General features: G+C 57.2%; 22 protein-coding genes and 1 pseudogene. 11 read left to right on the forward strand and 12 right to left on the reverse strand.

What is annotated here, in order from left to right; translation table 11 throughout:
* Positions 1 to 75: 75 nt before the first annotated feature.
* The 4 genes from H3221_RS04105 to H3221_RS04120 form a co-directional block, all read right to left on the reverse strand.
* Positions 76 to 2634: a TRAP transporter permease gene (locus H3221_RS04105; protein ID WP_196475652.1), complete on the reverse strand. Its 2559-nt coding sequence runs from the start codon at positions 2632 to 2634 to the stop codon at positions 76 to 78.
* A gap of 172 nt (positions 2635 to 2806) precedes the next feature.
* On the reverse strand, positions 2807 to 3778 hold the full coding sequence (locus tag H3221_RS04110) for a TAXI family TRAP transporter solute-binding subunit (RefSeq protein ID WP_196475651.1): 972 nt from the start codon (positions 3776 to 3778) through the stop codon (positions 2807 to 2809).
* An 80-nt stretch (positions 3779 to 3858) separates the two neighbouring features.
* Complete coding sequence (locus tag H3221_RS04115; RefSeq protein ID WP_196475650.1) at positions 3859 to 4218, reverse strand: RidA family protein; 360 nt, start codon at positions 4216 to 4218, stop codon at positions 3859 to 3861.
* Between the two features lie 35 nt (positions 4219 to 4253).
* On the reverse strand, positions 4254 to 5495 hold the full coding sequence (locus H3221_RS04120) for a D-amino acid dehydrogenase (RefSeq protein WP_196475649.1): 1242 nt from the start codon (positions 5493 to 5495) through the stop codon (positions 4254 to 4256).
* 128 nt (positions 5496 to 5623) lie between these two features.
* Here H3221_RS04120 and H3221_RS04125 point away from each other — a divergent pair, with 128 nt between their 5' ends.
* The gene (locus H3221_RS04125) at positions 5624 to 6529 is read left to right on the forward strand and encodes a LysR family transcriptional regulator (protein ID WP_196475648.1); all 906 of its coding nucleotides are present in this window, start codon (positions 5624 to 5626) and stop codon (positions 6527 to 6529) included.
* Between the two features lie 64 nt (positions 6530 to 6593).
* On the opposite strand, the gene H3221_RS04130 is transcribed toward H3221_RS04125, so the two are convergent.
* Positions 6594 to 7565 (reverse strand): TAXI family TRAP transporter solute-binding subunit, encoded by a 972-nt coding sequence (locus H3221_RS04130; protein ID WP_196475647.1) that lies wholly within the window; start codon positions 7563 to 7565, stop codon positions 6594 to 6596.
* 170 nt (positions 7566 to 7735) lie between these two features.
* Here H3221_RS04130 and H3221_RS04135 point away from each other — a divergent pair, with 170 nt between their 5' ends.
* The 3 genes from H3221_RS04135 (at position 7736) to H3221_RS04145 (ending at position 10442) form a co-directional block, all read left to right on the forward strand.
* Entirely contained in the window at positions 7736 to 8764 is a 1029-nt protein-coding gene (locus H3221_RS04135; protein ID WP_196475646.1) for an AraC family transcriptional regulator, read from the forward strand.
* Positions 8765 to 8931: 167 nt separating this feature from the next.
* Complete coding sequence (locus tag H3221_RS04140; protein ID WP_196475645.1) at positions 8932 to 9933, forward strand: LLM class flavin-dependent oxidoreductase; 1002 nt, start codon at positions 8932 to 8934, stop codon at positions 9931 to 9933.
* 83 nt (positions 9934 to 10016) lie between these two features.
* Complete coding sequence (locus tag H3221_RS04145; protein WP_196475644.1) at positions 10017 to 10442, forward strand: OsmC family protein; 426 nt, start codon at positions 10017 to 10019, stop codon at positions 10440 to 10442.
* Between the two features lie 59 nt (positions 10443 to 10501).
* Here the strand turns inward: H3221_RS04145 and H3221_RS04150 are convergent, their stop codons facing one another.
* On the reverse strand, positions 10502 to 10924 hold the full coding sequence (locus tag H3221_RS04150) for a PA0061/PA0062 family lipoprotein (RefSeq protein ID WP_196475643.1): 423 nt from the start codon (positions 10922 to 10924) through the stop codon (positions 10502 to 10504).
* A gap of 123 nt (positions 10925 to 11047) precedes the next feature.
* Here H3221_RS04150 and H3221_RS04155 point away from each other — a divergent pair, with 123 nt between their 5' ends.
* The gene (locus tag H3221_RS04155; protein ID WP_196475642.1) at positions 11048 to 12109 is read left to right on the forward strand and encodes an aminopeptidase; all 1062 of its coding nucleotides are present in this window, start codon (positions 11048 to 11050) and stop codon (positions 12107 to 12109) included.
* 63 nt (positions 12110 to 12172) lie between these two features.
* Positions 12173 to 12403 carry a DUF1161 domain-containing protein gene (locus H3221_RS04160; protein WP_160016551.1) on the forward strand — a complete coding sequence of 77 codons (231 nt, stop codon included), beginning with the start codon at positions 12173 to 12175 and terminating at the stop codon, positions 12401 to 12403.
* Between the two features lie 78 nt (positions 12404 to 12481).
* On the opposite strand, the gene H3221_RS04165 is transcribed toward H3221_RS04160, so the two are convergent.
* On the reverse strand, positions 12482 to 13129 hold the full coding sequence (locus H3221_RS04165; RefSeq protein WP_196475641.1) for an HAD family hydrolase: 648 nt from the start codon (positions 13127 to 13129) through the stop codon (positions 12482 to 12484).
* A gap of 328 nt (positions 13130 to 13457) precedes the next feature.
* Positions 13458 to 14000 (reverse strand): gamma carbonic anhydrase family protein, encoded by a 543-nt coding sequence (locus tag H3221_RS04170; RefSeq protein ID WP_196475640.1) that lies wholly within the window; start codon positions 13998 to 14000, stop codon positions 13458 to 13460.
* 129 nt (positions 14001 to 14129) lie between these two features.
* Between H3221_RS04170 and prlC the strand changes: the two genes are divergently transcribed.
* Together prlC and H3221_RS04180 are read left to right on the forward strand one after the other, a co-directional pair.
* Entirely contained in the window at positions 14130 to 16178 is a 2049-nt protein-coding gene (gene prlC / locus H3221_RS04175; protein WP_196475639.1) for an oligopeptidase A, read from the forward strand.
* Entirely contained in the window at positions 16175 to 16462 is a 288-nt protein-coding gene (locus H3221_RS04180; protein ID WP_196475638.1) for a YheV family putative zinc ribbon protein, read from the forward strand. Before prlC ends, H3221_RS04180 begins: the two co-directional genes overlap by 4 nt.
* A 178-nt stretch (positions 16463 to 16640) precedes the next feature.
* Here the strand turns inward: H3221_RS04180 and H3221_RS04185 are convergent, their stop codons facing one another.
* A complete protein-coding gene (locus H3221_RS04185) occupies positions 16641 to 17432 on the reverse strand; it encodes an AraC family transcriptional regulator (RefSeq protein WP_196475637.1) in 792 nt (263 codons plus the stop codon).
* Between the two features lie 81 nt (positions 17433 to 17513).
* Between H3221_RS04185 and H3221_RS04190 the strand changes: the two genes are divergently transcribed.
* The 3 genes and pseudogenes from H3221_RS04190 (at position 17514) to H3221_RS04200 (ending at position 19269) form a co-directional block, all read left to right on the forward strand.
* On the forward strand, positions 17514 to 18500 hold the full coding sequence (locus H3221_RS04190; RefSeq protein ID WP_196475636.1) for a bile acid:sodium symporter family protein: 987 nt from the start codon (positions 17514 to 17516) through the stop codon (positions 18498 to 18500).
* Positions 18501 to 18576: 76 nt separating this feature from the next.
* A pseudogene (locus H3221_RS04195) lies at positions 18577 to 18813 on the forward strand (PA0069 family radical SAM protein); the annotation flags it as partial.
* Positions 18814 to 18909: 96 nt separating this feature from the next.
* A complete protein-coding gene (locus H3221_RS04200) occupies positions 18910 to 19269 on the forward strand; it encodes a hypothetical protein (protein WP_075802025.1) in 360 nt (119 codons plus the stop codon).
* Positions 19270 to 20417: 1148 nt separating this feature from the next.
* Here the strand turns inward: H3221_RS04200 and H3221_RS04205 are convergent.
* From H3221_RS04205 to H3221_RS04215, 3 genes are all read right to left on the reverse strand, one after another.
* A complete protein-coding gene (locus tag H3221_RS04205) occupies positions 20418 to 22112 on the reverse strand; it encodes a relaxase/mobilization nuclease domain-containing protein (protein WP_075802024.1) in 1695 nt (564 codons plus the stop codon).
* A gap of 1 nt (position 22113) precedes the next feature.
* Positions 22114 to 22527 (reverse strand): plasmid mobilization relaxosome protein MobC, encoded by a 414-nt coding sequence (locus H3221_RS04210; protein ID WP_144443537.1) that lies wholly within the window; start codon positions 22525 to 22527, stop codon positions 22114 to 22116.
* 290 nt (positions 22528 to 22817) lie between these two features.
* Positions 22818 to 24419 carry a recombinase family protein gene (locus H3221_RS04215; protein WP_196475634.1) on the reverse strand — a complete coding sequence of 534 codons (1602 nt, stop codon included), beginning with the start codon at positions 24417 to 24419 and terminating at the stop codon, positions 22818 to 22820.
* Positions 24420 to 24435 lie beyond the last annotated feature (16 nt).

Consider the following 24435-nt stretch of genomic DNA (forward strand, 5'->3'; position numbering starts at 1 on the left):
GATTCTAGCAACCCGCCGCCGGGGCATGAACGAACAAGGCAGCCGAAGCTGCCTTGTTGTAGGTAAGGTCGCGCTCTACGCCGCCTGAGACACCTTGCGGCGACGCTGCAGCAGCACGACGAGCGCGAACAGCAGGAAGCCGGGAATCCACATCAGCTCCTTCATCCAGCGGTCGGTCGGTGCCCGCACGTTGAGGATCTGCTGGTCGAATTCGAGGCCGGCATCGGCTGCCATGCTGCCGAAGGTGACGCTGTCCACCAGTACCTTGTCGCCCTCCTCATAGAGGTTCAGGCCGAGCTTCTCCAGACGCTCCTGACCCGAGGCGCCATCGGGCACCGGCAGCAGCACGGTGAACTCACGTGGATCACCCACGGCATCTTCCCCGAGAATACGCAGGCGCAGCGAGCTGCCGTCCTCTACCCCATCGAGTGCCTGAGCCAGTTCTGCCGGCGGCACGTCCTGATAAGGATCGTGCAGCATGTCCATCCAGAAACCCGGGCGGAACAGGGTGAAGGCCACCAGCAACAACAATGCGCTTTCATACAAGCGGCTGCGCACCAGGAAGAACCCCTGAGTACCGGCGGCAAATATCAGCATTGCCACCGTTGCCACGATGAAGATGATCACGCCATGCCAGAAATCGACGTCGATCAGCAGCAGGTCGGTGTTGAAAATGAACAGGAACGGCAACGCGGCGGTACGCAGGCTGTAGAAGAACGCCACCAGGCCGGTCTTGATCGGGTCCCCCTTGGACACCGCTGCCGCCGCGAACGAGGCCAGGCCCACTGGCGGCGTCACGTCGGCCATGATGCCGAAGTAGAAGACGAACAGGTGCACCGCGATCAGCGGCACGATCAGACCATTCTGCTGCCCCAGCGCCACGACCACCGGCGCCAGCAGACTGGACACCACGATGTAGTTGGCGGTGGTCGGCAGGCCCATGCCAAGAATCAGGCTGAATACCGCCACCAGTAGCAACATCAGCAGCAGGTTGCCCATTGACAGCAATTCGACCAGGTCGGCCAGCACCAGGCCCACGCCGGTCTGCGACACCGCACCAACGATGATACCGGCCGCCGCCGTGGCGATACCGATACCGATCATGTTGCGCGCGCCGGCGATCAGGCCTTCGCGCAAATCGACCACGCCATCGATGAAGGTGCCATGGTCATGACTGCCGTCGCGGCGCATCCAGCTCAGCAGCGGGCGCTGGGTTAGCAGGATGATGATCAGCATCACGCTGCCCCAGAAGGCCGACAGGCCGGGAGACAGGCGCTCGATCATCAGGCACCAGACCAGCACCACCACCGGCAGCAGGAAGTGCAGACCGGACAGCAGCACGGCGCGGGTCTGCGGCAGCTCTTCCAGCGGCGCATTGGGGTCTTCGGCAGGCAGCACCGGCACGCTGGCCGCGACCTTCAACAGCACCAGATAGACCACCGCGAGCAGGACACCGATCACCGGCAGGGCATACTCGCCGAGCGCCGGCTTGAGCCAACCGAGGCCATAGTAGACCGCCAGCGACAGGCCGCTGATCAGCGCTGCACCGAAGGCAAAACCGGTCAGGCGACGCAGCCAGGGCTTGGGCTGATGCCCGCCGATGGGCTGCAGACCGAGCTTGAGCGCCTCCAGGTGAACGATGTAGAGCAGCGCGATGTAGGAAATCGCGGCAGGCAGGAAGGCATGCTTGATGATCTCGACATAGGGCATGCCGATGTACTCGACCATCAGGAAGGCTGCTGCGCCCATCACCGGCGGCATGATCTGGCCGTTGACCGACGAAGCCACCTCGACCGCACCGGCCTTCTCCGACGAGAACCCGGTGCGCTTCATCATCGGAATGGTGAAGGTGCCGGTGGTCACCACGTTGGCGATCGACGAGCCGGAGATCATCCCGGTCAGACCGGACGCCAGCACCGCCGCCTTGGCCGGGCCACCACGGAAGTGGCCGAGCAGGCTGAATGCCAGCTGGATGAAGTAATGACCGGCACCGGCTCGCTCTAGCAGCGCGCCGAACAACACGAAGAGGAACACGAAGCTGGTGGATACACCGAGAGCGATACCGAACACGCCTTCGGTGGTAATCCACTGGTGGTTGGCCAACGCAGTGAAGCTGACCCCACGGTGCGCGAGCAGGCCCGGCATCCAGGGGCCGGCTACGCTGTAGACGAGGAACACCAGGGCAATGATCGCCAGGGGTGGGCCAAGCGCACGGCGCGTCGCTTCCAGCAGCAGAGGAATACCGATACAGGCGGTAACCAGGTCGCCCGTGGTCAAGCTGCCAGGGCGCAGGGCCAACTGCTGGTAGAAGATGAACAGATAGGCGGCACTGGCAGCGGCGACCAGGCCCAGGGCGATATCCATCAACGGCACACGATCACGCGGCGAGCGCTTGAACGCCGGATAGGCGAGAAACGCCAGCAGCAGGGCAAAAGCAAGGTGAATGGCGCGGGTCTGGGTATCGTTGAGTACGCCAACACCGAAGATGAACGGCAGTGGTGAGGCAATCCACAACTGGAACAGCGACCAGAGCAGCGCCAGGCCCGTGATCACCCGGGCCATCGGGCCGACGGGCAAACGCGCGCCGACGTCCTGGGCGATCAGTTCCTCGGTGGAGAGTTGTTTTTCGGCCATAGGGAGGTGCACCTACGTTGTCATTCTGATAAAACGGCGAGCCCCTCGTTGGCGGAGGGGCTCGGTTTTTCGACCCTGTGAACGGGTCTCTAGGCACGCAGTTTACCTATACAAACTCAACTGCGCCCGTTATCGAAGAGTTTAGAGCGCTGCCAGATTCTCTCCACCCGGCCTACAGCCAGCCTTTCTCCTTGTAGAAACGCAGTGCACCCTCATGCATCGGTGCCGTCAGCCCCGCACTGATCATGTCTTCGGCTCGCAGATCGGCGAAGGCCGGATGCAGGCGCTTGAAGCGCTCGAGGTTATCGAATACCGACTTGACCAGCTGATAGACGACCTCGGGATCGGTCTTCGCCGATGTCGCGAGCACGGCCTTGCCGCCGATGGACGCAGTGGCCTCGTTGACGCCAGGGTAGAGGCCGGCAGGAATATCCGCCCGCGTAAAGTAGCTGGCCTCGGCCAGGAGCTTGTCGACTCCCGGGCCGGTAACCGGGATCAGCCGTGCATCGACCGTGGCCATCGCCTCCTGAATGGCGCCACTCGGATGGCCGACCACGTAGGTGATGGCATCCAGGTTGTTGTCCCCCAGGGCAGCCGCCATCTCTGCCGGTTTCAGCTCGGCCGCGAGCGCGAAATCGGACTTGCCCCAGCCATTGGCCTGCATCACCTCATCGAAGGTGTCGCGACTGCCCGAGCCGGGCACACCGATGTTCACCCGCTTGCCCTTGAGGTCCGCGAAGCGCTGAATGCCACTGTCGGCTCGAGCGACCACGGTGAGAATTTCGCTCTGCAGCGAGAAGACCACGCGCAGGTCATCGACAGCACCGTCCCTGTCGAACGGCGGCTGCCCCGTCAGCGCCTTGTTCTGGTGATCGGACTGAATGAAGCCGAAGTCATAGTCACCACCCTTGATCGAAGCAATGTTGCTGACGCTGCCCGCCGAGGAAGGTGCGTTGCATTTGATGCCATGCTCGGCACCACTGCGGTTGAGGAACCGACAGATCGACTGACCTGCGGTGTAATAGACCCCGGTCTGCCCGCCTGTGCCGATGGTCACGTAGCGCTCTTCGGCGACAAGAGGGCTGGCCAACAGGCTGCTACCCAGCACGCACGCCAACAGACCCATGATTCGATGTTGCTGCATATCAACGTCCTCGTATTTTTGTTTTTTTAACGGTAGATGGGCCGTCAACGCCGGCACCATCGATGGAGCCAATGCGGCAGTTACGCGGGCTTGCGCACCGCTGTCACCATGATCTCGACCCGTACATCTGCGCTGGCCAGACGCGCCTCGACCGTAGCACGTGCCGGCGCACAACCGGCCGGCAGCCAGCGGCTCCAGGCATCGTTCATGGCGGCAAAATCCTTTTCGATGTCTTTCAGCCAGATCTGCGCACTGAGCAGATGAGCACGATCCGACCCGGCCTCGGCCAGCAGAGCGTCGATCTTCTCCAGCACCTGGGCCGTCTGGCCCGCGACATCCTGGGTGCGGTCGGTCGGTACCTGCCCGGATAGAAAGATCAGGTCGGAAAAAATCGTCGCGCCGGACAGGCGGTCGTTGGTCTGAATACGTTGCACGGACATGGCAAACTCCTGCTGTTGTGAGTGTTCGGGTGTTCTCAGGACGCCAGCTGCATACCATCGAGAGCGATCGCTGGTTGTTGCTGGCCTATCAGTTGAGTCAGTACCTCAGCGCTGCCACAGGCCAGGGTGAAGCCCAGGCTGCCATGGCCCACGTTCAGCCAGAGATTGCCGATACCACTGGCCCCCAACAGCGGCGTGCCCTCCGGCGTCGCGGGGCGCATTCCTGCCCAGGTTTCGGCAGCAGCGTAATCGCCCGCCCGAGGAAAGCTGGCCTGGGCAAGCTGCCGCAGTTCTGCAAGCCGATCCGGGTCCGGCGTGACATCCCAACTGCCGATATCGACCATGGCGGCAACCCGCAAGCGCTCGCCAAGGCGGGCGTAGACCACCTTATTGTCATAATCGGTGACGTTGGTCTCGGGCCCAGCAGCGCGGTCGGCCAACGGCAAGGTGAGGCTGTAGCCCTTGAGTGGGTAAATCGGCAGTCGCAACCCCAGCGGGCGGAGCAATGCCACACTGCCGACGCCTGCAGCGACCACCACATGGTCGACCTCCAGCTCCTCGTGTTGCAGAGACACAGCCCTCACCCTGCCACGCTCCAGGGGTATGCCAGTGACCCGCTGTCCGGCATGCAGGCGGAACGAAGGATTGCCGCGCAGCTTGCGCAGCAGTTGCCGGCAAAACTGATGACAATCGCCGACCTCATCGCCGGCAGCGAAGACGCCGCCCTGAAACTGGCCGGCCAACCCCTCGAGGGCTGGCTCCAGCTCAAGGCATTGATCCGCATCGAGCAGGCGTTGATGCGGCGATTCCCCGACTGCACTGCGCGCCTTGTTCCAGCTCGCCGCGTTGCGGTAGATCACCAGCTTGCCATTGGCGCGCCAGGCGAAATCGTCCAGCGACTGATGCTCACGCCAGTCCTGCAATACAGACTGGCTGTACAACGCCAGGCGCAGGAGGTGTTCGCCATTGCGCTGGTTCACCGAGCGGCGGCAGGCCAACAGGAAGCGCAGGCACCACTGCCACTGGTGCGGGCTCAGACTGGGACGGAACCGCAGCGGGGCGTTGCCCTGCAGCATCCACGACAGTGCCTGCAGCGGCACACCGGCATCGGCCAACGGCGAAACATAGCGATAACTGAGCTGGCCACCATTGGCGAAGCTGGTCTCCAGCGCCACTTCATCACGCTGCTCGATCAGATCGACCCGATAACCCTGGCGAACCAGGGCATAGGAGGTGGTCAGGCCTATCACGCCCCCACCGATAACCGCGACCCGCATCATCCATCTCCCACCTCTGAATGGGATTCAGGGTATGGATGCGTGGAGCGACCGACCAATGAAAAGATAGTGGCAGCCCATAACCCCAGGTTATGCTCCAGCAGGTCTCGCGGGAACACGAACGGATCATGCGCCTACGTCATATCGAGCTGTTTCAGGCGGTCTTGCAAACCGGCAGCCTCACGGCTGCAGCTGAGTTGCTGCATATATCGCAGCCGGCCGCCAGCAAGATTCTCCAGCATGCGGAACAGCAACTGGGGTTCGCACTGTTCAGCCGCGTGCGCGGCAAGCTGCTCCCCACCGCAGAAGCGCGGATCCTGCAGCAGCAGACCGAGCGACTGTCCGCCGAACTCCAGGATCTGCGTAGGCTATCGGCCAGTTTGCGCCGTGGAGAAGAACGGGCATTGCGCCTCGTCTGTACCCCCACTCTGGCGCAGACCCTGCTTCCCGACGTGGTTTGCGGCTGGCGCGCCGAGTTTCCACAGACCCGCTGCGCCCTCTCGACCCAGCACACCAGTGAAATCGTTCAGGCACTGTTGCTACGCGAAGCCGATCTCGGCCTGACGCTGCAGCGCGTCGAGCACCCGGATCTGCATACGGAGGTCCTGACGCAGGGCCGGATGATGGCCATCGCGCCGCCGGGCTGGTGGAGCGACGCGGCCTGCTCGACATCGATACGCCTGCAGGACATGGCCGGCCTGAGCCTGATCGGCCTGGACACGCGAGACGCGCTGGGCGGCCTGTTGCGCGGACACATCGAGGAGCTGCAGCCGCCCGCGCGCATCGATATCTCGGTGCAGACCTACCAGCTGGCCCGCATGCTGGTGGCGGCGGGACAGGGGCTGGCACTGGTCGACCCCTTCACCGCACTGTCCGGCAACCTGGGCGATGTCCAGGCCCGCCCGCTGGAACCCAACATCCCGGTGACGCTGTACCTGCTGCGGCGTGTCGATGAAACACCCTCGGCCGCGCAGCAGGCCCTGCTGAAGCGTCTGCAGAGCCTGGCGATCGATCTGCTTGAAGAACAGGGCTGAGCCATGCCCCTGAAAACAGAAAACCGCGGCCGAGGCCGCGGTTTTCTGTGAGCCGAAAGCTGGCTTACAGCCAGCCGCGCTCCTTGTAGTAACGCGCGGCGCCCTCATGCAGCGGGGCAGTCAGGCCGACCTTGATCATGTCGGCTTCCTTCAGGTCGGCAAATGCCGGGTGCAGGCGCTTGAAGCGATCGATGTTGTCGAACACCGACTTGACCAGCTGGTAGACCACTTCCGGGTCGGCCTTGGCGCTGGTGGACAGCACGGCCTTGCCGCCGATGGATTGAGTCGCCTGATCGTTGCCCTTGTACAGGCCACCCGGAATCTCGGCCTTGGTGTAGTAGGTCTTCTCGGCCAGCAGCTTGTCGATCTCGGCGCCGGTCACCGGAACCAGAACGGCGTCGGTGGTGGTGGTGGCTTCCTGGATCGCGCCGTTGGGATGACCGACGAAGTAGGTCATGGCGTCGATGTTGTTGTCACCCAGGGCGCTGGCCTGCTCGGCCGGCTTCAGCTCGGCAGCCAGGGCGAAGGCGGAGCGGTCCCAGCCTTTGACGGCGAGGATCTCTTCCAGGGTGTCGCGCTGACCGGAACCCGGGTTGCCGACGTTGACGCGCTTGCCCTTGAGGTCATCGAAGCCTTTGATGTTGGCATCACGACGGGCAAGGATGGTGAACACTTCGCTCTGCAGCGAGAACACGGCACGAATATCGCTCATCGCACCTTCAGCCTGGAACGGTGCAGCACCGTTGAGGGCCTTGAACTGGTGGTCGGACTGCATGATGCCGAAGTTGAATTCGCCGCTGCGAATGCCATTCACGTTGGCCACGCCGCCGCCGCTGGCCGGAGCGTTGCACTTGATGCCGTGCTCAGCCGAGCCACGGTTGAGGAAGCGGCAGATGGACTGACCGGCCACGTAGTAGACGCCGGTCTGGCCGCCGGTGCCGATGGTGACGAATTTCTCTTCGGCCTGTGCCATGCCACTCAGGGCAGTACCCGCGAGCGCGGCGGACAGGACCCATGCCAAGGATTTGCCTTTCATGGGATATCTCCTTTTTCTGTTGTTTTGAGCGAGCGTGCCTTGTGAGCGACGTCCGGGTGGGAAGTCTAACCGCTTGCGGCGATTATGCACGCCTTGTCGAACAACCGGTCGTAACTCCTTGTGTGAGGCGCGGGCTATCGCCCACCCCCGGCATTGGGCAGAATCGGCCAATGTCGAACGTCATTCACGAATCATCGCAGGCCTCGGTCAGCGCCAGTCTGACCCAGGCCGTGCTGCATGCAGCCAGCCGTCTCGGTCTCGACCGTCAGGTCCTGCTCAGTGCCTGTAACCTGGCTGACGAGCAACTGGCCGATCCCGACGCGCGTATACCGTTCATCACCCAGCAAAGCCTCTGGCACGAGTTGGATGTACGCCTGCAGCACCCGGAGCCCGGCTTGCTGCTCGGGCGCAACCTCACCCCCGGGCCATTCAGCGTGCTCAGCTATCTGCTGCAGAGCAGCGCCACCCTGGGCGATGCGCTGAACGCCGCACTGCGCTACCAACGCCTCGGCGGCGAGGGCGGCGAACTGCATATCGAGACGCACGATGACCGCCTGTTGCTGCTGTACCGCCCATTGCATCCGCAGCATCCGGCAACCCGCATTCGCGTACTGGCGATGATGGCCTGCTGGGTGCAGATGACCCGGCCGCTGCTCGACGACTTCTACCTGCTCGGCGCGCAATTTCGTCACGCTGCACCAGTCGACCCTGCGCCCTATCAGGATGTGTTCGCCTGCCCGCTGCAGTTCGCCAGCGGCGACTACGCCATCGCCCTGCCCCGCGCTTTGTGTCAGGTGCCCCTGATCCAGGCCAACCAACCGCTGCAGCAACTGCTGCGCCAGCATGCCGAAACCCTGCTCGCCCGCCTGCCCAGTGCCAGCCTCAGTGCGCGGGTCATCGGCCTGCTCGGCGAGCAACTGGCGCACGGCGAGCCTGACCGCGCCGAACTGGCCCGCGCATTGAATGTCAGCGAACGCACCCTGCAACGCAGGCTGGCCGAAGAAGGCTGCAGCTATCAGCAGCTGCTGGCTGACACGCGCCGCCAGTTGGCCGAACAGCACCTGCGCGACGGACGCCTGCCTGCGGCGGAAATCGCCTTGCTGCTGGGCTACTCCGAGCCCAGCGTATTCTTCCGCGCATTCCGCCAATGGACCGGCCTGACCCCTGGCGAATACCGCGCCCAGCACGGCGCTGGCTGAGTCGCAGACTCACACTGCGCAGCGCTCGCAACCATCATGACCCGGCGCTCCGATCCGCAGATCAGCCGGCCCATCAGCCATATTGATGATGACTATGCCCGGGCCTGGCGTGCGCGACATGCAGCCGAGACGTTAGAGTGGCCGGCCATGTAATGAGGAGACTCCCCATGAGCCGACTGGCCTCCATCAAGCTCTCCACCCTCGACCTGGCGCCGATTCGCGACGATGGTGATGCCGCTCAGGCCCTGCACAATTCGCTGGCGCTGGCCCGCCACGTCGAGAGCCTCGGTTTCGAGCGTTTCTGGGTGGCCGAACACCACAACATGGACGGCATCGCCAGCTCCGCCACCTCAGTGCTGATCGGCTACCTGGCCGCCGGCACCTCGAAAATCCGCCTGGGTGCTGGCGGCGTGATGCTGCCCAACCATGCGCCGCTGGTGATCGCGGAACAGTTCGGCACCCTCGCCACGCTCTATCCCGGCCGTATCGAACTTGGCCTGGGCCGCGCGCCCGGCGCCGATCAGTACACTGCCCATGCCCTGCGCCGTAGTCGCGATGGCAGCGCCGACGACTTCCCCAATGACGTCGAAGAACTGCAGACCTACCTCGGGCCGCGCCAGGAAGGGCAGCGGGTGATCGCCATGCCCGGCGCGGGCACCAATGTGCCGCTCTGGCTGCTCGGCTCCAGCCTGTTCAGCGCCCAACTGGCCGGCATGAAAGGTTTGCCTTATGCGTTCGCCTCGCACTTCGCACCGCGCTACATGCACGAGGCGATCCGCATCTACCGCAACCACTTCCGCCCCTCGGCGGTGCTGGACAAGCCCTACGTGATGCTTGGCGTACCGCTGCTGGCGGCCGACAGCGACGAGCAGGCGCAATACCTGGCCACCTCTGCTTTCCAGCGCATCCTTGCACTGATCCGTGGCCAGAGCCTGGTGCAGCGCAAGCCGGTGCCCAGCATGGACGGTCTGTGGCTGCCGCACGAGCGCCAGGCCGTGGGCGAGTTCTTTGGCCTGGCCACCATCGGCGGGCCGCAGACCGTGCTCCAGCGCCTGGAACAGCTGCTGGAGCAGACCCAAGCGGACGAACTGATCTTCACCTGCGACATGTACGACTTCACCGACCGCCTGCACGCTTTCGACATTGTTGCCGAGCTGCAACGCGGCTGAACGCGAACTTGTAGGCGTGACAGCCCTCTGAATCAGAACAGGCCACCAGATCGGTGGCCCCGTTCATTCGATGGGAGACGCACATGAAGAAGACAGCTTCGGCCCACTGGCAAGGTGGCATCAAGGACGGCAAGGGCACCATTTCTACCGAAAGCGGCGTCCTCAAGGACTCGCCCTATGGTTTCAACACTCGCTTCGAGGGCAAGCCCGGCACCAACCCCGAAGAGCTGATCGGCGCGGCTCATGCGGGCTGCTTTTCCATGGCGCTGTCCAAGGAGCTGGGCGACGCCGGCATGACCGCCGAGAGCATCGACACCCAGGCCCAAGTGACGCTGGAGAAGGTCGAGGGCGGCTTCGAAATCAGTGCCGTGCATCTGACACTGCGCGCGAAAATCCCCGGCGCAGAGCGCGCCGCCTTCGAGAAAGCCGTGGAAGCTGCCAAAACCGGCTGCCCGGTATCCAAGGTACTGAACGCCACGATCACCCTGGAAGGCATACTCGAAGCCTGACCGGGTACCGGCGGCGCACCCGATTAGCAGCGGAGTGCGCCGTGCGGATCAGACGCGGCCTAGATGGCTGTCCCGCAACGCTGCACCTCGCCACGCGCCAACACATTACGCTGCTCGTCATACAGCCAGGCCTGCGCTTTCATCAGCTGTTGGCGCGCCTCGATTCGATAGCGCTGACCTGCAACGAAGTCGTCATAGCGCAAGCGAATCTCGCAGGTCATGCGCAATGGCTCACTCTGCATGCCAATCGACCCGCCGCTACGCACCTCGAACTGGAAGCGTGTTTCCAGCTCATGCTGGCCGGGTGTCACCTGAAAGTAGCGACCATCCGGCCAGCGCTTGTCATCCAGGCGGTCGGCCATAAGCAGGGTATCGGCGGTGGAATACAGCTCGATCCAGGCCTGCTGCGGGTCGGGCTTGGGCAAGGGTGAAGCACAGGCCCCGAGCATCAGCAGGGCGGGAGCGAGAAACAGGGCGCGCATGGCGACCTCCACAATAGGGTTCGGACACCAGCCTACATCGGGAGGCGGGCAAAACCGAGGCGAAACGGCGTATTCACACGCATGGGGCTGGAGACCAGCAACGCGATCAGCTAGCGTGACGACATGCCCAACGCCTCTGCTAAAGACCTGCTGCGCCGCTGCGCGGTTCCCCTGCTCGCCCTGCTGCTGGGCGGCTGCTCGACTCTCGGCTACTACGCCCATCTTGGCCAGGGCCAATGGCAGCTGCTGCAGGCACGCCAGCCAATCGAACGCCTGCTGCACGACCCTGCTACCGACCCCGATCTGGCCAGGCGCCTGACGCTAAGTCAGCAGGCGCGGAGCTTTGCCAGCGCCAGTCTGCAGTTGCCGGAGAACCGCAGCTATCGCCTGTACGCCGACCTGAAGCGCCCCTTCGTGGTGTGGAATGTCTTCGCCACACCGGAGTTCTCCCTCGACCCCGAGCTGCATTGCTTCCCCATCGCCGGTTGCGTCGCCTACCGTGGCTACTATCAGCAGGGTCGTGCACGCGGTGCTGCAGCATTGCTGCGCCAGCAAGGCCTGGACACCTACATCGGCGGCGTCGAGGCCTACTCCACTCTGGGCTGGTTCGATGACCCGCTGCTGAACACCATGCTGCGCTGGAGCGACGAGCGCTTCATCGCGGTGATCTTCCATGAACTGGCGCACCAGCAGTACTACCTGCCGGGCGACACGGCCTTCAACGAGTCGTTCGCCACCTTCGTCGAGCGCGAGGGCCTGCGTCAGTGGTACGCGGCCCATGGAGAAACACCGCCAGCCAGCGATGACCACCAGCGCCAGCAATTCATCGAGCTGGTGCTGGCCAGCCGCGAGCGCCTGCGCCGGCTGTACGCCAGCGATCTCCCGGAGCCCGAGATGCGCATCGCCAAACAGGCCGAATTCGGGCGTCTGCGCCGCGACTACCGTGCGCTTCGCCAACGCGAATGGGGTGGCCAGGGGCGTTATGACGCCTGGATCGAAAGCCCTCTGAACAACGCCAAGCTGCTGCCCTTCGGACTCTACGATCAATGGGTACCGGCGTTCGCGACACTGTTCACGCGCGAGGGGCGGGACTGGCGCGCGTTCTACGCCGCCGTGACCGCGCTCGGTCGGCTGCCGGAAGCGGATCGTCGGGCCGCGCTGGAAGGCCTCATGCAAACCAACTAGAACTGCGGGGCACATTGCCAGTCCAACCTATTCAGGTTTCGCCCAACACCGGAGGTACAAGCGATGCAACGACTGATTCCCGCCCTGGCCCTGATGCTTCTTGCTGGCGGCGCGCTGGCCGCGCCCAAGCCCTGCGAAGAACTCAAGCAGGAAATCGAAGTGAAGATTCAGGCCAACAACGTGCCCAGCTACACCCTGGAAATCGTACCCAACGACGAAGTTCAGGATCAGAGCATGGTCGTCGGCAGCTGCGACGGCGGCACCAGGAAGATCATCTATCAGCGCAACGGCTGATACGCCTCTCGCTGTATGAGCGAGCTTGCTCGCGAAGCTTTCGCTTTCATTCGCGGGCAGAGCTCGCTCCTACAGTTCTCAGTAGATGAATGCCCGGCGCATTTCCTCCAGCGTCTCGAAATGAAAGTCCGGCGCCTCGCCGAGCAACTCCTCACGACTACCGAAGCCGTAACCGACCGCCACCGCCTGCAAACCATTGCTGCGTGCTCCGATCAGGTCATGCTTACGGTCGCCGATCATCAGTGCCGAGCCGGGCGCCAATCGTTCCGAGTCCAGCAGATGCGCCAACAGCTCCACCTTGTTGGTGCGGGTACCATCCAGCTCACTGCCGTAGATGCGCTTGAAGTAGCGGTCGAAGCCGAAGTGCCGGGCGATTTCCTCGGCGAACACCGTCGGTTTGCTGGTCGCGATATAGAGCGTGCGGCCCTGCGCCACCAGCGCCTCGAGCAGAGCTTCCACGCCGTCGAACACACGATTTTCGTACAGCCCGGTAACCCGGAAGCGCTCGCGGTAGTGATTGACCGCCTGCCAGCCGGTGGCCTCGTCCAGCGCATAAGTGGCCATGAAGCACTGCAACAGGGGCGGGCCGATGAAATGCTCCAGCGCGGCCAGGTCCGGCTCATCGATGCCCAGCTTGGCCAGCGCGTACTGCACCGAACGGGTGATGCCCTCACGCGGGTCGGTCAGGGTGCCGTCGAGGTCGAAGAAAATGGTGGAGTGATGCATGGCGAGGGTCTGCTGGCGATCGGAACGGCGGTCAAGGATACAAGATTCTCGCTGCCGGACAGGCGAATCCACCCTCACTCGAGTACACGACGAAACATCACATGGCAGTCCGCCAGGCTGTGCCCGGCGGCGTTGGACTCGATGTAGTAGGTGCCCCTGCTCGGCAACGAAGGTGGCGCGCGGCCTTTCTACCCAGAGTTTCCTGGCGGCATCGCGATCCATGTGGGGGTCGAAGACGTCGATTTCCTGCACTTGCACCACGCTTGCGATGATCGGCCAGACCGATCGAAAGCAGCCATCTCGATGGGCTGGATGATCAGGTCATCGCTCAGTGGTCGTAGCCTTCGGCCAGGTGCAGATCCTTGAGCTTCACGTAGTTACCCGCCGTGTAGCTGAAGAAGTTACGCTCCTTATCGGTCAACGGGCGCGCCTGTTTCACCGGGCTGCCGACGTACAGGTAGCCGCTTTCCAGGCGCTTGCCAGGCGGCACCAGGGCGCCTGCGCCGATGATCACCTCGTCCTCGACCACTGCGCCGTCCATGACGATGCTGCCCATGCCGACCAGAATCCGGTTGCCCAGGGTGCAGCCATGCAGGGTGACTTTGTGCCCGACGGTCACCTCGTCACCGATGATCAGCGGGTAGCCATCCGGGTTGAACGGCCCGGCGTGGGTGATGTGCAGCACGCTGCCGTCCTGCACGCTGGTGCGCGCGCCGATGCGGATGCGGTGCATGTCGCCGCGGATCACGGTCATCGGCCAGACCGAGCTGTCCTCGCCCAGTTCGACGTCGCCGATGACCACGGCCGAAGCGTCGACGAATACGCGTGCGCCCAGTTGTGGGGTGTGCTGCTGGTATTTGCGAATCGCCACGATAGAAGCTCCTGAGCTGCGGGAAAGCTTGATTCTAATTAAGATGGCCCCCATGTCGGCTGCTATCGCGCCAGAATTATTGCCGCTCTGCGCCGCAACCCCACATTCATCCGCCACAGGTGCCTCGTCGTGACCGCGAACAATCCCCTGCTGCAAGACTTCGACCTGCCGCCCTATTCGCAGATCAAACCGGAACACGTCGAACCCGCCGTCGACCAGATCCTGGCGGACAGCCGCGCCGCCATCGCCAAACTGCTCGAGCAGCAGCAGACCAGCCCGAGTTGGGACGGCCTGGTGCTGGCACTGGACGAACTGGGCGCGCGCCTGGGCCGCGCCTGGAGCCCGGTGAGCCACCTCAACGCGGTATGCAACAGCGCCGAGCTGCGCGCGGCCTACGAGGCCTGCCTGCCCAAGCTGTCGGAATACTGGACCGAAATGGGCCAGAACAAGCCGCTGTTCGAGGCTTATGATGCGCTGGCCAAGAGCCCGGCCGCCGCCAGCTTCGATGTGGCGCAGAAGACCATTCTCGAGCACGCCCTGCGTGATTTCCGCCTGTCCGGCATCGACCTGCCGGTCGAGCAGCAGAAGCGCTACGGCGAGATCCAGATGCGCCTGTCCGAACTGACCAGCAAGTTCTCCAACCAGTTGCTCGACGCCACCCAGGCCTGGACCAAGCAGGTTACCGACGAAGCCCTGCTCGCCGGCCTGACCGGTTCGGCCAAGGCGCAGATGAAGCAGGCCGCCGAGGCCAAAGGCCTGGACGGCTGGCTGATCACCCTGGAGTTCCCCAGCTACTACGCCGTGATGACCTACGCCGACGACCGTGCCCTGCGCGAAGAAGTGTACGCCGCCTACTGCACCCGCGCCTCCGACCAGGGGCCGAATGCCGGGCAGAATGACAACGGCCCGCTGATGAGTGAGATTCTCGACCTGCGCCAGGAGCTGGCGCGCCTGCTCGGCTTCGCCCACTACAGCGAACTGAGCCTGGCCAGCAAGATGGCCGACAGCACCGACCAGGTGCTGAGCTTCCTGCGCGACCTGGCGGTACGCAGCAAGCCGTTTGCCGAGCAGGACCTGACCGAGCTGAAAGCCTTCGCTGCCGAACAGGGTCTGGACGACCTGCAAAGCTGGGACGTTGGCTACTACAGCGAGAAACTGCGCCAGCAACGCTACAGCATCTCCCAGGAAGAAGTGCGCGCCTGGTTCCCAGTGGACAAGGTGCTCACCGGTCTGTTCGCCATCGTGCAGAAGCTCTACGGCATCGAGATTCGCGAGCTGAAAGACTTCGACACCTGGCACCCGGACGTGCGCCTGTTCGAGATTCAGGAGAACGGCCAGCACGTCGGGCGTTTCTTCTTCGACCTCTACGCCCGCGCCAACAAGCGTGGCGGTGCCTGGATGGACGGCGCTCGCGACAAGCGTCGCGACGCCCACGGCCAGCTGATCGCTCCGGTGGCCAACCTGGTGTGCAACTTCACTCCGCCTGTCGGCGGCAAGCCGGCGCTGCTGACACACGACGAGGTCACCACGCTGTTCCACGAATTCGGCCATGGCCTGCACCACCTGCTGACCCGCGTCGAGCACGCCGGCGCCTCGGGCATCAACGGCGTGGCCTGGGATGCGGTCGAGTTGCCGAGCCAGTTCATGGAAAACTGGTGCTGGGAGCCGGAAGGCCTGGCGCTGATCTCCGGCCACTTTGAAACCGGCGAGGCGCTGCCACAGGCCATGCTGGACAAGATGCTGGCGGCGAAGAACTTCCAGTCCGGGCTGATGATGGTGCGCCAGCTGGAGTTCTCCTTGTTCGACTTCGAGCTGCACGCCACTCACGGCGACGGCCGCAGCGCGCTGGACGTGATCGAGGCGATCCGCAGTGAAGTCTCGGTGCTGCGCCCGCCGGCCTACAACCGCTTCGCCAACGGCTTCGCGCACATCTTCGCCGGCGGCTATGCAGCCGGTTACTACAGCTACAAGTGGGCCGAAGTGCTCAGCGCCGACGCCTTCTCCAAGTTCGAGGAAGAAGGCGTGTTCAACGCCGATACCGGCCGCGCCTTCCGCGAGGCGATCCTGGCCCGTGGCGGCTCGCAGGCGCCGATGGTGCTGTTCGTCGACTTCCGCGGCCGTGAACCAAGCATCGACGCCCTGCTGCGTCACCTCGGTCTGAGCCAGGAGGCAGCATGAGCGACACACCGGTAAATGCCACCCCGAAACGCTTCATCGCCGGCGCCGTGTGCCCGGCGTGCAGCGAAACCGACAGCATCAAGATGTGGAACGTCGACGGCGTGCCGCACCGCGAATGCGTCAAGTGCGGCTACGCCGACACCCTCGACGCACGCGGCAACTCGGTACCCAAGGAGATCCCCACGCGGGTCAACGTCAGCGGCCTGAAGCCCAAGGCGGCCGACCCCAATGTGCAGGCCGTGCAGTTCTTCCCCAACCCCAAGCTGAAAAAGCCGAAGGAATAGCGCGTCGCCCGGATGCAATCCGGGCGCTCGGCAGCTCCGTGGGGTGGGTTAGCGGCGCCGAGCGTCGATCTAGCAAGCACAAATAGAGGTCACGCGCTCGGATGGCCGCCCCACGTAACTCACCAAGCGATGGATCGTGTTGCGTCGATGGTGCAGGCGAGCTGCACCGATCTCGACCTTACTCGCGGAAGAACTCCCCCGGTGTTGCGCCGAACTGGCGGCGAAAGGCGGCGATAAAGGCCGATAGCGAGTCGTAGCCGCAGGCCAGCGCCACATCGGTGACGCGCTCACCCTGCTCCAGCGGGGTCAGCGCATCGAGCAGCCGCTGGCGCTGACGCCACACCCGGAAACTCAGACCCGTCTCGCGCAAGAACAGCCGGCTCAGGGTCTTTTCCGAAACACCCAGGCGCTCGCCCCATTCGCCCAGGCCAAGCTGGCGCAGGTTCGCATCCTCAAGCCCCTGACACACCTCGCGCAGCCGCGCATCCTGCGGCAGCGGCAGCATCAACTCTACGTCTGGTGCAGCCCGCAGCTCGTCCAGCAACACCGCCGCCAATCTACCCGGCGCGCCCTGCTCGTCGTATTCGGCCGGCAGCGCGCTGAAGCCGCGAATCAGCTCGCGCAGCAGCGGACTGACCGCCAGCACCCGGCACTTGGCCGGTCCCCAGGGCACCGCACTGCCTTCGATGTACAGGCTGCGCATCTCGGTACGTGGCGAGCTGAATACCTGATGCTCGACACCCGCCGGTACCCACACCGCCCGCTGCGGCGGAGCGACGAAGCGGGCGCCAGCGGTCTGCACCTCAAGCACCCCGGCGATGGCGTAAGACAGCTGCACCCATGGGTGTGTATGGCGAAAGGTCAGGGCCCGGTTGGTCAGCGATTCGGTGCGGCCATACAGCGGCCGAGGCAGGGTGGGCAGCTCGGGCAGGCTGCGATGCAGGGTGGCGAGATGTCTGTTTGGCGACACTTGCTGGCTCTTTAGCGTTAGCCGGAAATTTTCGACGACGATAGTCTGGCGCCCTCCTGTATCGCAAGCCCGAGATTCGCCATGTTCCTGCGCCGCCTGCTGCCCGACAATTTCACCCTGACCCTGCTCGCCGTGGTGCTCGCCGCCACGTTGCTGCCTGCCAGCGGTCAGATCGCCACGCTTTTCGAGTGGATCACCAACTTGGCCATCGCCCTGCTGTTCTTCATGCACGGCGCCAAACTGTCGCGCCAGGCGATTCTCGCTGGCGCCGGGCACTGGCGCCTGCACTTGTTGGTGTTCGCCTGCACCTTCATCCTCTTCCCGCTGCTCGGCCTGGCGCTCAAGCCGGCGCTGCAGCCTTTGCTGGGCACGGAGCTGTATCTGGGCATGCTCTATCTCTGCGCCCTGCCGGCCACCGTGCAATCGGCCATCGCCTTCACCTCGCTGGCGCGCGGCAACATCCCGGCGGCGATCTGCAGCGCGGCAGCCTCCAGCCTGCTGGGTATCTTCGTCACACCGCTGCTGGTGGCCATGCTGATGGGCGTGCACGGTGACAACGGCTCGACCCTCGATGCCATCGGCAAGATCAGCCTGCAGTTGCTGCTGCCATTCGTTCTCGGCCAGATCGCTCAACGCTGGATAGGCGGCTGGGTCAACAGCAACAAGAGCTGGCTGAAATACGTCGACCAGAGCTCGATCCTCCTGGTGGTCTACACCGCCTTCAGCGCTGCAGTGATTGGCGGCCTGTGGCAGCAGGTGCCGCTAATCACCCTGCTGGCAGTGACCTTCGCCTGCTGCGTGCTGCTGGCCCTGGCGCTGGTGCTGACCCACCTGCTGGGCAAGTGGCTGGGCTTCAGTCTGGAAGACCGCATCACCATTCTCTTCTGCGGCTCGAAGAAGAGCCTGGCCACCGGTGTACCCATGGCCCAGGTACTGTTCGCCGGCAGCACCATCGGCGTACTGATCCTGCCGCTGATGCTCTTCCACCAGATCCAGCTGATGGTCTGCGCGGTGCTCGCGCAGCGTTATGCCAAGCGCGAGGAAGCGCCGCAAATAGCGACAGCCTGATCGACGCCGCGATGGAAGGGACTTGCTCGGGCCTCAAATAACTGTATTTTTATACAGTATAATTTGGAGCCCGATCATGCCAATCAGCCTGCCGCCACGTGGCCGTGGTACCGCCAGCAACCCGCACAACCGCTATGCGCCGACCCGTTCGGAGCAGGAGGACGACGGTTGGTATCAGGATGAGACCCCACCAAGTCGCGCCACCGAAGTGCGCCAGGAGAAGGCGAAGACGGCGATCACCCGCAATAACTCGCCGGACGTCGGCTTCGACCGCTCGGTGAACCCCTACCGGGGCTGTGAGCACGGCTGGATATGCTCTGTAAAAGGTTCCGCCGTCATAATCTTATGGCTTTAATGCATAACGCCGCTATAGTATCAAGTCACTACATCGAATAAATAAGGAGTAGTGATGTTGTGGTTTTATGGAAGAAAAAGAAATTACATTGAACTAATAGGCTTGAAGTTAAGCAAAGAGTTCAAAATTGAGCCTGATGAAAGCCAAGGCTTCCCGAGTGCAGTAAAGTATTCCAAATTAATCGAAGCCTCTTGGGCTTCAAAAATGAACGCAGACGAAGCGGCAATGCAAATTGCGGTTTCTTATTTCTTGTATCTCTGTAAGGGCGGGTCTTTTGTTGATGCGTCTGAAGTTCTCTTGCGAATAGAAAATATAATAGGCTATGAAGTCCCAAGAAATTTGATTAGGGAAGAATATTGGTTAGAGTTTTCTAATGCCATAATCGAAGGGCGGCAGATACTCGGAATAAAATAAAAGGTCGTTTTGAACGGTTGAACTTGTTCAAGTGTGAAAAATGACCATAAAGAGAAAAGAGTACCGAGCAATTGCTCGGTTGTTCTGATGGTAAAAGAGCGGAAAAGAAAATTAAGGTCGGACGCTATTTAGTGTTTTTCATCGAACGATAAAAATATTTTCACTTACCTATTGACAACGATTTTTGCTGTTTTTAAGCCAAAATTCGAAGGTCGGGAAAACGGAAATATCAAAAAATTTAGATAAAAACATATAAAAAATGATATGCACTTTTTTAGTGCATTCACGGAAATGGGTCAAAATTGAGCGATTTATTTTTCTTCGTATATTAGTAAGCAGAAATAAAAACCACGCTAAAAACGCCATTTTTTAAAGGTGTGAAAAATCAAGTTTTACGATTTTTTGGGCAAGAAATCAACATCATTATATCAATCAAAAATAAGCCATTTTAAGGCGTATTCTTGTTTTTGATACCCAAAGCACTAAGCCAATGCTAAACGCTCGATTATGGGCAGTTTTTGGAGGTTTTAGAGGGTATTGCTTGGTGTATGTGTGTTGGTATGGGTTTGCGGGGGATGTGATGCGTGTATGTATGTATGTGTGTGTCGTGTGTGTATACGTGTCTTGAAAACCCTAGGGGGTTTTCGCTCTTTTAAATTCCAGCATTGCCTTTCGCTTTTCAAGCTTCAGGCAAAGCTGGTCTTCCTTGTTTTATGACTTAAAAAACAAGTTTAGCTTGCCTGATTTTCAGGGTTTAAATCTGTGATATTCAGTTTAAACTTTAAACACTTATAGGCTATATCAGCACCTAACTGGAACCCTGTTTAACATATTTTCATATGGCTGGCGGGTTGAGAAATTTCCAGTATCCCCGTTTTATTTCTCTTCGCTTGAACACGAAACAATCACTACATTCCTACATGTTCAAGGCGTGAATACTGAATTTATAATTATGATGAAGTTTTAGCGGCAGGTCTTGAAATGGTAATATTATATGTTATAACTATATATACCAGTTGAAACTGCTGCTATCAGTATCAACGCCGAACCCTGAATACTAACCATATTCGGGGTTCACTTATATATAGATTATCACTTTAATATTTAAAGTCAAATAAGCACAACAAAAGCCCTAATGGGCTTTTTAATTAAAATTTATATTTATTCCTTTTCTTTCTTTCGGCCTTCGGTTTTCCGTCAATTGGTGAGCCTGAACCACTATCATCAAGCAATTTATTGATATGCTCTAAAAAGACTTTTCTAGTCTCATCGTCTAAGTCTTTTACTTTCTCCATTACCTTTTCGTAAATTTCAGTATCATAAATAATATTGTCTTCTAAAACATCACGAATGTTTTCAAGAATTTCTTTTTCATCATAGTCGCTATATTCTTCAAGTAATTCATTTATGAAAATCTTGAAGTCATCAAGCCTATCCTGTCCAACCTGCTTTTTAGGTTCGTCAGAACCTGATGCCGTAGGCTGCTCTATATCGTTTATAAGCGGGTTAGGCTTTTCCTGGGTAGGTATAGGGAAAACTGGTTTAGGGGCTTCTATGGCCATTTCTGGTTGTTTAGGCTCAACCTTTTTATCCATTGAAGCGTATCGCTCTTGGAGTTTCTTCAATTCTTCTAAATCGGCTGGCGTAGGTTTGTAGCCTTCAAGTTTGATACCTTTTTCTTCCAAGCCCATTAGTTGAGATTCAAGCCAAATATTTTTCTTGAAGTAGTCAGTGCCAGTCACATAAAAAGTATCTGGTGGCGTTGTGTCTGCCATTAGTCTTTGTAGTCCAGCCTTTGCAGACTGTCTTGATAAATCACTAAAAGAAACTTTTGCTGGGTCTTTATGATATTCAAAGGCTTTCTTTTCTTTGGCTGAATTATAGAAATATTCAACCTTGTCATCATAATTTTCACATGTGAATTTTTTAGCAAGGACAGAATTAGGGTTTATTCTGTTCATGTAATCTGGTTTGTCGTTTTTGATTGTTAGAGTGCAATCACTAAAATCAACGATTTTATGCTTTGCTGTAAGTATTTGCTCAAACTCTTCATCTTCTCCAAGTTTTGTTTTTAAGGTCTTATAAGAAAGGTTTAATTCGGATGCCTTAAATATTTGGTCTTGGTATTGAATAGAGAAGGAAGATTTACCATTATGTATGATGGTAAAACCATTATCGGTAATTTGATTTATGAAATCGGAAGGGCTTGATGCTCTATCAAGATAAGGTTTTAAAGCGTCTTTCATCTGTTTTTTATTGGAGGTAATACCTCTAACATCAAGCATTCTTTCATTGGCTGATGGAAGTTTTTCAATATCATTTTTATTTTTAGATGTTGCTTTTCTGTTTTTTGGCTTAATCAATTTGTGTTTATCTTCTAACTTATCGCATTCAATTTCAATGATGCGATAATCATCTTTTTGCTTGTAAGTTTTCCCGTTGTTATCTCTAACTGACCAAATGATATGGACGTGCATTTCATCAGTATCATTATGAACAGCCATCAAGTATTTGCGATTGCCGAGATTATGAGTTTTTTCATAAAGTTCTTTTGCAATCTGCAATGCCTTTTGTGGGCTCATATCATCATTAGTGTGAAAACTTACTATATCGTGATATGTTCTTACTTGCTGGGTAGAGCCTATTTTTCTATTACTGTTGTAAAAATTAACATCATCATCAATTTCACTTGATAATCTATTTACTAAATCGTCTTTGATGATGCTTGGTCTATGAATAAAACTGGCTTCATAAAGGCAGCAGCCTTTATCTTTAAGAATGTAATTTGCTGTCTTCTTAATTCCTCTTTTTGTTTTTTGGCTGCTGGCTTTCTTTCTTATCATATTACTCCTTTGAGTTAGTTCTTTTTTCTATACTTATGGCGTTCTTTTGATTGCGTAAATACCCAAGCAATTGGCCGAATAATTTTTCAATGGTTTCTAATGTATTCCATTGCTCATTAGTGATTACTCCACCACTATTACAATGCTTTGCGATTTGATTTAGATTGTTATACGGCTCGGAAATTTTCTTCTCAAAGTTTGCATATGTTTCTTTCAATGCGTTGCTATTAACTTTTACAATATTGCCAAAGCCATCTGTAATTATTTTTTCAATCAACTGCTCATATGTTAAGCCGGTTTTAATTTTTAATTCTTGGAATGCAAGTGCAGTCTTTTCTGTTGTTCTAATTGTGATGGTAAACCCTTTACTTCTGTTTGGTTTTCTCTTCTCTTTATCTGGAAATATATCTCTCATGTAATCACCTTAAATTGTTATCTTAATTATGGCAGTCTTTCCGCTTTACCATTTTCTAAACGAAGTGAAGAAAATCGAGCAACAATGGAAGTCCACGAAGTGGCACTCCGTTGTTATTGCTCGCATATGATTAGAATGCCTTATAAATGTTGTACCATATATTTTAATGTTTTCAAGTGGCTTAGACTGCCATTCAAATTGATAACAAAATAATGGAAACAAAAGGCGTATAGCAGGAAACAAAAAAGGCCACTATTTAGTGGCCTTAGATAACTGGAATTAAAAACTGGTTAATTGGTTTTTTTGGCCATAGATTTGACTACGCTAGCCCAAGCATTTTCTACTTCATCTTTATTGTATTCATTTGCCAATTCATCATTAAGAATGTGGCGATTAACACCATTGGAAAACTCTACATGTAAAATGTCATTCAAGTAATCAATCTGGATTTTCTTGATGATGTTTTTTAGTTCATTGTTATATTGAACTCGTTTTTCAATTGCTTCTTGTGATTTGTCATAGATGATTGTTTCAATGTCAATTTCTTTTAAGTCATAGAATGACTTGAATGAAGAAATAATCGAATTGAGTTCTTTATTTTTGATTTCAATTTCATCATCAAGTTTTATGATGCTATTTTCTAAATCAACAATAATCTCATTGTATGTTTCTGGAATGGTTTCACCTTCCAAAATCATCTTTTTGATTTGAGATTTAAAACCATCAAGACGATTAGAGATTTTGGTTTTTTGGTTCTCTAATTTCATCAATTCATTTTTTATTTCATCGGCGTTTGTATTTTCTTCTAATAGTGTTCCGATATTGATGCCATTAGTGAATTTAAAAAAGCGGCTGAATACTTTTTTACCTCTAATTGACTGCTGGCCTTTTAAACCACATTTGCCTGTCATCGAGTTTGTGCAAATGAAATAATCTCTTTCACCTTTGTTCATGTAGCGAATAGTTCCGCCACAAAAACGGCAAAAAATCAAATCACGAAAAACATTATATCGCTGTGCTGAATATCTTCCCGAAAAAGGTTTTCGGGAGGTAATGACTGATTGAACCTTCAAGAATAAATCTTCATCTATTACCTGCGGGTAATAGTTTGGAATCGGATTTCCTTCATCTTTTCTAATAAGCCGACCATTTTCGTTGTAATGAATTTTTTGCGGCTGATGCTCACCAATTAACTTTCTATTACTCAATAGATATTGAGCCTGATGAATAGCAAGTTTTTCACCATAAAGTGAATTATATTCTTTGGTTGCTTCCTGTAATCCTTTGGAAAGGGAAAGCCTGAAAAGTGTTCTTATTCTGTCTATTTTCACTTCATCAATGATGAATGTGTTGTTTTCTACTTTTAACCAAGTAGGAACTTTTTTAGTGACGATTTCACCATTGTGCATCTTATCTCTGTTGAGTTTCCAAGCCTTGCTTGAAAAATCGCTTTTACGCTGACTTTCTGCATTAGCCCTTTCAAATTCAACAAGAGCAGTAATCCAATCACCAAAATCTAAATTATCGGCGTCATAAACCTTGTTTTTATCAAGAATGACTATTTTGATGCCTGAAAATAGAAGATCCGTAAAAATCTTATTACTGCGAACGATTTTGTCTCTTGAAAGGCGATCAAAGTTTTCGATCAATAAATAAGAACCTTTCTCAATTTCTCCTTTCCTTACCTCTTTGAGAAACTGACCTAAAACACCTTCTGATCCTGCGTGTTTACTGTGGAAAGCACTCGTTCCGGCGTCTTCAAGGTGTCGATCCACTTCCAAGCCGTGCTTGGCTACAAAAGCCTCTATAAGCCCATTTTGGCGGGTTCTCGTTGATCCATCTTCCTGGCGGGTAGATGAGAAACGAACATAAGGAAAGCACTTTTTGGTCATCTTTTAACCAATCTTG

Source organism: Pseudomonas chaetocerotis, from assembly GCF_015712105.2.
Lineage (GTDB): Bacteria > Pseudomonadota > Gammaproteobacteria > Pseudomonadales > Pseudomonadaceae > Aquipseudomonas > Aquipseudomonas chaetocerotis.